Consider the following 9,335-nt stretch of genomic DNA (forward strand, 5'->3'; position numbering starts at 1 on the left):
GGATCGACAGGTTCGCGACGTGGCGCCACGACCTGCGCCTCCGCGCCGATGCGGGCGATCCGCTCGACGTCGAGTTCGAGGTGGGCGCCCAGCTGCTGGAACGCCTCGCCGACGACGTCGACAAGCCGGACCGCGGCCGCCTGCGTGACGCCTCGCGGCCCGACGCGGCAAAGCGCGGGTCGCCCCCACGGGAGCCCGCCCGGCCACTCACCGCGACCTCGGCGGCGGAATGCCGAGAATACACGCGGCCCGCGCCGGCAGCCCCGTCCCCAGTGTGCACGGACACATCGTAGGTCATGCCGAACCAATGGGATATACACCGCAACACAATCAGACCGCCCAGCTCATCAGAGCTGGTAGCAGAAACGACCCGGCCACCCCGGAACCGGTTCTCCGGCCAGGCGGGCCACGCCGGGCCGGGCCGGTCGCCGCCGTAACCGCGCCACGCGGGGACGATGCCCGAGACCAGGAAGCTGGCAGCCGAGACCAGGAGGCCTGCGCTCGAAACCAGGAGGCTGCGGGAACGCGGGAACCCGCGCCGGGACCGCCGCCCGCGGGCGGAAAACCGCGTGATCACCCGTAGTCTCGCAGTCAGAGCATCGGCGCGGGTATCACCGCACGGCGCCCGAGCGACGACGACGCGGCCGGCCCCCGGCCCGGCGACCGAAGATCGACGAGAAGGCGGATCAGGGATTGTGACGACGACATCTGTCCCGCAGCAGTCCATCCATCAGCGGATCGCCGAGGAGCTCGGCGTGCGCCAGGGGCAGGTGACGGCGGCGGTCGACCTGCTCGACGGTGGTGCCACCGTGCCCTTCATCGCCCGCTACCGCAAGGAGGCAACCGGCACCCTCGACGACACGCAGCTGCGCACGCTGGAGGAACGGCTGCGTTACCTGCGGGAGCTAGAGGATCGGCGCGGCGCGATCCTCGAGTCGATCCGGTCGCAGGGCAAGCTGGACGACGCCCTGGAGGCGCAGATCCTCGCCGCCGACTCCAAGGCCCGGTTGGAGGACATCTACCTGCCCTTCAAGCCGAAGCGGCGGACCAGGGCGCAGATCGCCCGGGAGGCCGGCCTCGAACCGCTGGCGGAGAGCCTGCTGGGCGACCCCTCGCTCGACCCGTACGCCACAGCGACGGCCTACGTCGATCCGGAGAAGGGCGTGGCCGACGCGGGTGCCGCGCTGGAGGGGGCGTGGGCGATCCTCGTCGAACGGTTCGCCGAGGACGCTGACCTGATCGGCACGCTGCGCGAGCGAATGTGGTCGCGTGGTGTCCTGGTCTCCCGGGTCCGGGAGGGCAAGGAGGAGGCGGGGGCGAAGTTCTCGGACTACTTCGACTTCTCCGAGCCGTTCACCTCGTTGCCGTCGCACCGCATCCTCGCGGCGTTCCGGGGGGAGAAGGAGGAGATCCTCGACCTGGCCCTCGAACCGGGCGTGCCGGCGGAGCCGGACGCCGCCCCGCCGCCCGGGCCGACCGACTACGAGACGCGGATCGCCGAGACGTTCGGGATCTCCGACGCGGGCCGGCCGGCGGACCGGTGGCTCCTCGACACGGTCCGCTGGGCCTGGCGCACCCGCATCCTTGTGCACCTCGGCGTCGATCTGCGGATGCGGCTGTGGACGGCCGCCGAGGACACCGCCGTGCGGGTGTTCGCGGCGAACCTGCGTGACCTGCTGCTCGCGGCGCCGACCGGGACCCGGGCGACCATGGGTCTCGACCCGGGGTACCGCACCGGAGTGAAGGTCGCCGTGGTCGACCCGACCGGCAAGGTGGTCGCCACCGACACCATTCATCCGCACGTCCCGGCACGGCGGTGGGACGAGTCGATCACTACCCTGGCCCGGCTCGCCCGGGAGCACCGCGTCGACCTGATCTCGATCGGGAACGGGACGGCCTCCCGGGAGACCGACAAGCTCGCCGAGGACCTCATCCGCCGGCACCCGGAGCTGTCGCTGACGAAGGTGACAGTGTCGGAGGCGGGGGCGTCGGTGTATTCGGCGTCCGCTTATGCCGCGGCGGAGCTCCCCGGGCTCGACGTCTCGCTGCGCGGGGCCGTGTCGATCGCCCGGCGGCTGCAGGACCCGCTCGCGGAGTTGGTGAAGATCGACCCGAAGTCGATCGGGGTTGGGCAGTACCAGCACGACCTGTCCGAGTCCCGGCTGTCGTCATCCCTGGACGCGGTGGTCGAGGACTGCGTGAACGCGGTGGGGGTGGACGTCAACACCGCGTCTGCCCCGCTGCTGACCCGGGTGTCCGGAATCGGGGCGAGCCTCGCGGAGAGCGTGGTGCGCCACCGCGACACGCACGGGCCGTTCCAGACCAGGGCCGCACTGAAGGACGTCCCCCGCCTCGGGCCGAAGGCGTTCGAGCAGTGCGCCGGCTTCCTGCGCATCCCCGGCGGGGACGATCCGCTGGACGCCTCCAGCGTGCACCCCGAGTCCTACCCGGTGGTGCGGCGCATCCTCGCGGCGACCGGCGGCGACCTCGGCTCCCTTATCGGCAACGGCGCGGTCCTGCGAGCCCTGAAGCCGAGCGAGTTCGTCGACGACACCTTCGGCCTGCCGACCGTCACCGACATCCTCGCCGAGCTGGAGAAGCCCGGCCGTGACCCGCGGCCGGCCTTCAGGACGGCGGCATTCACCGAGGGGATCGAGACGCTCGCGGACCTGGTCCCCGGCATGACCCTGGAGGGAACCGTCACGAACGTCGCCGCGTTCGGGGCCTTCGTCGACATCGGCGTTCACCAGGACGGCCTGGTGCACGTGTCGGCGATGTCGAAGAACTTCGTCAGCGATCCGCGCGAGGTCGTCAAGCCCGGCGACATCGTGACGGTGAAGGTTCTCGACGTCGACATCCCACGCAAGCGGATCTCGCTGACGCTGCGGCTGGACGACGAGGCCGGTGCCGGGGGTCCGGGTCGCCGGGACGGCGAGGGTGACCGGCGGGGAGCCGCGGGTGCGGGCGCCGGACGCGGCGGGAGCCGTGATCGTGGTGATCAGCGGGATGGCAGCCGGGGCACCGCGAGTGGCGAACGTGGTGGTGCCGGCGGTCGCGGTGCTGGTGGTGCCGGTGGTGCCGGCGGTTCCGGTGGACGCGGTGGCACGGGCCGTCGTGGCGGTTCCGGTGGCCACGGCGGTTCCGGTGGCAGGAACGGTTCCGGTGGCCGCAGCGGATCCAGTGTGCCGGACGGCGCGATCGCCGAGGCGCTGCGCCGGGCCGGCATCGTCAACGGCGACCAGATCACTCTCGGCGAGTCCGGCCGCAAGCGCGGCTGACCCACTGACCAGGTGACGGGTGGGGCCGGCGGGTCGGGCCGGGAATTATCGGCTCCGGCGCCTCCCGCCGGCCCCACTCACCTGGCTCCCCCCGGAGGTGCTTCGCGGATCGACGGTACTGATCCCCGAAGCACCCCGACGGCGGACGGAGTCCGGTGTCGTCAGAAATACGGTGTCATCAGAAAGAACCGACGGTGATACCGATAATGGTGAGTCGATACTCGAAGGCGCTGAACAGCAGGGTGCGGCAGGCGGATATCACGCGACTTCGGTGAGCAGTCCGGTGGCAACATCGAAGATGAAGCCACGGATGGCGCCGGTATGCGGGATGAACGGACTCGCCTTGATCCGCGCGATCGACTGGCGTACGTCTTCGGTCAGGTCGGTGAACGACTCCGCGGCCCATTCCGGTTTGATCCCGGTCTCGTCCTGGATCGAGCGTTTGAAATCGTCGTCGGTGAAGGTCAGCATGCCGCAGTCGGTGTGGTGGATCAGGATGATCTCGCGGGTGCCGAGCAGGCGCTGGCTGATCGCGAGGGAACGGATCTCGTCGTCGGTGACGACGCCGCCGGCGTTGCGGATGACGTGAGCCTCGCCGTCGCCCAGGCCGAGGATCGCGTAGACGTTGAGCCGTGCTTCCATGCAGGCGACGGCGGCGATGTGCTTGGACGGCGGCAGCGGAAGCGGCCCGGCGAAGGTCTTCGCGTAGGCGGCGTTGTTGGTCAGGTAGTCGTCGGTGACGGACATGGGTCCTTCCGGGGGGCGGATCGGTGGTGGAGGCCGGAGGTTCAGGCGGGGTCCGCCGTGCCGGTCCAGGAGGCACGGAACGCCGCGATGGTCGCGGCGACGGTGGCGGTGACCTTGGCCGGGCTAGCCGGGTTCGGGGCATCGCCGAACAGGGCCGCCAGGCCCGCGACGCCCTTCTCCGCGCGGGGGCGCCAGCTTTCTTCCCAGACGGCGAGAACCGCGGCGTTGTCGGGCCGTTCGGCGATGGCGTGGCGGGCCAGGGCCGCGCTCCACGCCCGGCTGCGGGCGCCGTCGACGCCGGACTCGCGCAGCAGTTGGGCGGTGAGGCCGTCGCCGTTGGCGTCCGCGAGGTCGGGGAGGGCGGTCTTGAGCAGGGTGTCGAGCGCCGGCTTGACGACGAGGTTCAGCGCCGTGAAGGCCTCCGCCCAGTCGTAGGCGACCAGCAACCGCTCCAGCGCCTCCCGGGCGGGTTGCCAGGCCGGGTCTTCTTCCCAGAACCGTCGGGTGGCCCGGCTGTCGGCGAGGTCGGCGCCATGGACCAATGACAGCGCCTTGGCCCGGTAGGCGATCCACTGCAGGGCGCGCAGTTCGTCGGCGGCCTGGAAGAACGCGGCGTTGCTGACGTAGGCGCTGGGTCCGAGCTGGCCGACGTACAGGCTGGTGATCTGCAACACGTGGAACAGGTAGCGGGCGGGCAGGTAAAGCCGCGCGAGGACACCCACCCAGGCCGGGTTCAGGCCGGCATCCGCATCGAGGGCCTCGAAGTGGTCGACGACGCCTTCGGCGTAGATCTCCCGGTCGTGCTGCAGGGCGATGTAGCGGCGGTAGTTGAGCTGGGCGGGGTCGCGGAACGCCTCCCAGTCCACGCCCCGCAGCGGCGAGCCCTCGCGGTAGCGTAGGTACCACCGGTTGATCGGACTGTCAGGATCAAGGTCGAACGGGGCCGGCTGCCGCCCGAAGTGGTAGTGGAAGTGGCCGGTGACGGTCTCGTACTCGTTCGGCTTGCGGCGGGCCCCGTCGAACACACTCCAAGTGCGCAGGGGCCTCGCCGTGGGGGCGGTAGTCATCCTCAGTCCTTCCGGTCCAGGTACCAGACGAGTTCGTCGTCGCTCACGTACCGCATCCGCCCGGCAAAGCCGGCGAGGGCGGGTTCGAGTGTGGCGAGCGGGACGGACCGACCGGCGGCCTCCTCCAGGCTGGCGCGGGTGACCCGCAGGAAGCGGGGCGCGTTGATGCGCACGTAGCCGTTGCGGTCCTCCACGACCAGCGTCTGGTCGGGGTTGTCCTTCTCGATTGCGGCGTACAGTGCCTCGACGACGTCCGGGTCGAATCCGCGGACGATGGGGCCTACCAGGCGGCTGGAGTCGGCGGTCATGAAAATCGTCTCCCCGTCGGTGCCGCGGTCGCAGCGCCACGGCACCGGTTGTAGTGACGTCGGCCGTCGGGTGGGATCCCGACAATGATCCGCTCACCGTCGGCGCGCACCGGGAAGCTGTACAGTCGGCAGTCGCTCGGGTTGAGGCTCTCGCCGGTCGCCAGGTCGAACTCCCAGTGGTGCGCGGCGCAGGTGAGCACCCCGTCCTCGACGGCGCCGTTGACCAGCGGGAATCGCGAGTGCGGGCACACCGCCTGGTACGCCCGTAGCGCCCCGCCGGGCAGGTGCGCCAGCAGCACCTGCTCGGCGCCCGCGGTCACCTCGAGCACGTCGCCTTCCCACACCTCGTCCAGCGAGGCGACGTCGGTCCACGCCACTGCGGTGCCACCCGCCGACGCGCTACTCATCGACGTGTTACTCATCGAAGAAGGCTTCGACATGGTCGAGCGGGCCGACGCCGGCCTCGCCGATGCGCGCCTCGCGGGCGAGCACCCGACCGTTGTGGCGGACCCCCACCGGCGCGTCGCTGGCCGGCAGACGCCGGCCCACGACGTGGTGAGCGATCTTTTGGCCGACGGCCTCGACGGTGTCGGCGTCGTCCACCGCCACCAGCAGCGACACGAAGTCGTGCTCGAAAACCGCGCTCAGCGGCAGCAGAGCCATCGGGCCCCCTCGGAGTGCTCGTGGACGTGGACGTAGACGTGCTCGTGGGAGTGCTCCTGCGCCCCGGGGGTCACCTGCGCCCCGGGGGTCATCGCCGTGCCGCCCTGGCGCCGGTTGCGCCCGCCGCCGCGGCCTGTGCCCAGGCGTAGCCGGTGGCGTCCTGTCCCTGCTCGGACGGCGACAGCCCCATGTAGGCGAGCACGCCGCCGAGGTCGGGCGGGCTGATCTCGCCGGCGAGGAACCGGTCCACCAGCGACCGGTGCCCGGCGAACCGCTCCGGACGCTGCGTGAAGATCCACTTGCAGGGTTCCGAGCAGAACAGGTAGTCACGGCCCCCGTGGGTGTGGCGCAGCGGAGCGGCCGAGGCCAGCGCGCCGGCCTCCACGCCGGCGGCCCGCACGATCGGCAGTTGGCACAGGTTGCACACCAACGGCAGCGCCTCCGGGAAGGTGGCCTCGCCCTTCCCCGCGCGGATGTTGTCGCCGATGACGTCCCAGTACTTGCCGAACGTACGGTTCCAGCCCGGGTACTTCTCCTCCAGCCACACCCGCTCGTCCGCCGAGACGCCGGCGTCCGGGTTCCACCAGACCGTCGGCCGCCAGTTCCACACCCCGAGGTGGATCGCGTGGTGGTACCAGGTGAGTTCGTTGACGAACTCCTCCCAGTACCACGGATACTCCAGACCGAAGTCCCGGAACTGGTCGGAGAACTGCTTGATCACCCACTCCTCGATGAATTCCTTGAACGACATCGTCCGATGCTCGAGCGGGGTGTAGTAGTCCATCGATAGGCCGGTCAGCAGCGCGAACACCCGCCATGACCGCCAGAACATGTGATCGATGAGGAACTGGCCCCAGTCCTTGTGGCCGCCCTCGGCAAGGATCTTGATGGTCGGCTCGCCCTGCTGGGCATGGCGGGCCTCGTCCGTCTGGATACTGGAGATCAGCGAGCCGAACTCCAGGTCACCCACCTTGATCGCGTCGGCTGCCATGCCGAGGAACTGCAGGTTCGTGAAACCGGTTTCAAGGGTGAAGGTGAGCTGCAGCGCGATCGACAGCGCGTCGTTGGCGACGAACATGTCGTCGAACAGCTGCCGGACCGCGAGCACGATCCACTCGTTCGTGTGGAACGCCTTGAGCGCCCAGTCGGCCCGCGGCTCCTTCCCGATCAACCCATAGGGGAAGAACGCCTGGATCTGGCCGTGCCGGACCTCATCGAGCGTGCCGAACGTCGCCGTATTGCGCCACGCCGCCGCCCGCCCGAACCGGCCCATCCGCGCCTCACCGATGGAGGCGAGGTACTCCGGCATCGTGATCGCGCCATAGTGCGCCAGGATCACCGACTTCCATCCCGGGTCGAGCTTCTCGAACAGCTCCGAGCGGGCGATCGCGTTCTTGACCGAGTACGTCGTGGTGTCCTTCGTCACCTGGTTGTGCACGTACTCCCGATAAGCGATCTTGTATGGCTCGTCCCAGGCCAGCCACTCCTCGGATGAGACCCGGCCCGTCCCCGACAGCTCCTCTGGGAAGACGTCCTGCTCGGACACGTAACCAAACGACCAGTTGGTGTCGCGGGCCAGGTCGTACCAGTCACTGCGGGCAAGCTTCGGCATGCTCGCCTCCTTGGTGTTCCCCCACGGACGCGGACCGGACCCGCCCGGTCCGGCAACGCTCACGCGCCGCACGGCCCAACCCGGCACCGGCCGCCATCTCGACAGTTTCAGTCGACAAGGAGAACTATGTGCGGGACGACCCTTGATGTCAAGGATTCCTAACGATCCGGTCCGGGCGGATCGGATTGCTAAGGTCCACTCGCGGGTTCCGACGTTCCCCGTCACGACCCTCGCGGCGGGTCGGCCGTCGCGAACCCGGGAAAGTCCCAACGGCAGGAGGCAGCGGTGCTGGCGATACACGCGGCGTTCGGACCGCGCGCGTGAGGCCGCCCGGCACCCCCGAGGAACGCCACCCCGGGCTCGACGCGAAGATCGTGGCCGTCCTCGACCGGATCGGCGAGGCCCTGCAGGTGCTCGCCCGCCGCTCGGCCGAGGCGCACGACCTGTCCCCCACCCAGCTTCGGGTCCTCGCCCGCCTCTACGCGGGACCACCCCCGGCGGCCCGAACCAGCGCACTGGCACGTGAACTCGACGTGGCCGACCCCACCGTCAGCGACGCCGTGGCAGCCCTGCGCCGCAAAGGGCTCGTTGGCCGCCAGCAGGACCCCGCCGACCGGCGTCACTACCGGCTCCACCTCACCGCCGACGGCCAGCAGACCGCGCACGCGGTCTCCCGGTGGACCGCCCCGGTCGAGGTGGCGACCGCCAGGATCCCCCGCCCGGACGGCGAGCAGCTGCTCGCAACCCTCCTGGACCTGCTGGAACGCCTGCACGCCGAACACCTGATCAGCGTGACGCGCACGTGTACCACCTGCCGGCACTTCGAACCCGCGCCTCGCCACGCCCGGCCCACCCGCCGCACCCAACCCACCGTTCACCGCTGCGCGTTCTTCGACTACCGCCTCGGGCCGTCCGACATCCGGGTCGACTGCCCGGAACACCTCACCCAGGAGGAGTTCGCCCGCCGCGGCGCCGCGGTCGGCCTGCCCGACGGCACGCCCGCGGGGTCCGTTGTCGACAGCTCACCGATCAGCTGCGCGAGGAGGGGGCCGGCGGGCCCATCGGTCCGATGGATGCAAGCGGGCGCGGCGGGTCCGCAGGAAGTCGCTCAGGCTACTCGCTGGGCTCATGCCGCGATTGTGGCTGGCTGAGGGGCGTGCTGCCTGGCCATGCCGGTACCAGGCAGCACGCACGCCGCCCGGTTCGGCGGGAGTGGTTCAGGAAGCCGGGATGGCGGTCACCAGGCCGCCGTCAACGGCGATGGCCGCCGTGTCAGTGGTGTCGGTCATGGCGCCAGCCTCACTACCCAGTATCAGGGCAGCCAGGCCCGGACCAACCCAGGCGCCCCAGGGCCACCCCGGCTTCTCCCGTCGGTGGGGGTGTCCGCGACGGCGGCCCGGCCGGTCTCGATCGCCTCGTCGGAGCCGGCTGGGGGGCCGGTCCGTTCGAACAGGGTCCGCAGGGTGGAGCCAGGGTTAGACAGCCGTCCGGCGCAGTTGTGGTGATCGGGAAAAGTGAGCTCGACGGGCGTGTTAGATGGCGGATTACCGGTGTTCTACGTGTAATTACCATGGTCAAGAATGGGTTATTTTCATGATCGGATTCTGGTGCGCGCCCACGTTCCTCTCCGCCCGGTACGGGGCGGGAGTGTGCTTTGGGA

The 9,335-nt window shown here is 70.3% G+C and carries 9 protein-coding genes; 3 read left to right on the forward strand and 6 right to left on the reverse strand.

What is annotated here, in order from left to right; genetic code table 11:
- On the forward strand, nt 1–293 hold a 293-nt coding region (locus AC08OT_RS16105), incomplete at its 5' end, for a maltotransferase domain-containing protein (RefSeq protein ID WP_476602984.1).
- 402 nt (nt 294–695) lie between these two features.
- Nucleotides 696–3,278 (forward strand): Tex family protein, encoded by a 2,583-nt coding sequence (locus tag AC08OT_RS16110; RefSeq protein WP_476593946.1) that lies wholly within the window; start codon nt 696–698, stop codon nt 3,276–3,278.
- A gap of 258 nt (nt 3,279–3,536) precedes the next feature.
- On the opposite strand, the gene AC08OT_RS16115 is transcribed toward AC08OT_RS16110, so the two are convergent.
- The 6 genes from AC08OT_RS16115 to AC08OT_RS16140 form a co-directional block, all read right to left on the reverse strand.
- Nucleotides 3,537–4,025 (reverse strand): beta-class carbonic anhydrase, encoded by a 489-nt coding sequence (locus AC08OT_RS16115; protein ID WP_476593947.1) that lies wholly within the window; start codon nt 4,023–4,025, stop codon nt 3,537–3,539.
- A gap of 41 nt (nt 4,026–4,066) precedes the next feature.
- On the reverse strand, nt 4,067–5,092 hold the full coding sequence (locus tag AC08OT_RS16120; RefSeq protein WP_476593948.1) for an aromatic/alkene monooxygenase hydroxylase subunit beta: 1,026 nt from the start codon (nt 5,090–5,092) through the stop codon (nt 4,067–4,069).
- A gap of 2 nt (nt 5,093–5,094) precedes the next feature.
- The gene (locus AC08OT_RS16125; RefSeq protein ID WP_476593949.1) at nt 5,095–5,400 is read right to left on the reverse strand and encodes an MmoB/DmpM family protein; all 306 of its coding nucleotides are present in this window, start codon (nt 5,398–5,400) and stop codon (nt 5,095–5,097) included.
- On the reverse strand, nt 5,397–5,807 hold the full coding sequence (locus AC08OT_RS16130; RefSeq protein ID WP_476597412.1) for a monooxygenase system ferredoxin subunit: 411 nt from the start codon (nt 5,805–5,807) through the stop codon (nt 5,397–5,399). The genes AC08OT_RS16125 and AC08OT_RS16130 overlap by 4 nt, the downstream gene beginning before the upstream one ends.
- 7 nt (nt 5,808–5,814) lie before the next feature.
- A complete protein-coding gene (locus AC08OT_RS16135) occupies nt 5,815–6,063 on the reverse strand; it encodes a toluene-4-monooxygenase system B family protein (protein WP_462187827.1) in 249 nt (82 codons plus the stop codon).
- Nucleotides 6,064–6,151: 88 nt separating this feature from the next.
- Nucleotides 6,152–7,675 carry an aromatic/alkene/methane monooxygenase hydroxylase/oxygenase subunit alpha gene (locus tag AC08OT_RS16140; protein ID WP_476593951.1) on the reverse strand — a complete coding sequence of 508 codons (1,524 nt, stop codon included), beginning with the start codon at nt 7,673–7,675 and terminating at the stop codon, nt 6,152–6,154.
- Nucleotides 7,676–7,995: 320 nt separating this feature from the next.
- Here AC08OT_RS16140 and AC08OT_RS16145 point away from each other — a divergent pair, with 320 nt between their 5' ends.
- Nucleotides 7,996–8,826, forward strand: coding sequence for a MarR family winged helix-turn-helix transcriptional regulator (locus AC08OT_RS16145; RefSeq protein ID WP_476602985.1), 831 nt, complete (start codon nt 7,996–7,998; stop codon nt 8,824–8,826).
- Nucleotides 8,827–9,335: the final 509 nt, after the last annotated feature.

The sequence above is a fragment of the Frankia sp. CgJB1 genome, from assembly GCF_977947065.1.

What these genes read in the sequence shown, in the direction of transcription:
- AC08OT_RS16115 (WP_476593947.1), bottom strand. Translation starts at nt 4,025, where the DNA reads ATGTCCGTCACCGACGACTACCTGACCAACAACGCCGCCTACGCGAAG.
- AC08OT_RS16120 (WP_476593948.1), bottom strand. Translation starts at nt 5,092, where the DNA reads ATGACTACCGCCCCCACGGCGAGGCCCCTGCGCACTTGGAGTGTGTTC.
- AC08OT_RS16125 (WP_476593949.1), bottom strand. Translation starts at nt 5,400, where the DNA reads ATGACCGCCGACTCCAGCCGCCTGGTAGGCCCCATCGTCCGCGGATTC.
- AC08OT_RS16130 (WP_476597412.1), bottom strand. Translation starts at nt 5,807, where the DNA reads ATGAGTAGCGCGTCGGCGGGTGGCACCGCAGTGGCGTGGACCGACGTC.
- AC08OT_RS16135 (WP_462187827.1), bottom strand. Translation starts at nt 6,063, where the DNA reads ATGGCTCTGCTGCCGCTGAGCGCGGTTTTCGAGCACGACTTCGTGTCG.
- AC08OT_RS16140 (WP_476593951.1), bottom strand. Translation starts at nt 7,675, where the DNA reads ATGCCGAAGCTTGCCCGCAGTGACTGGTACGACCTGGCCCGCGACACC.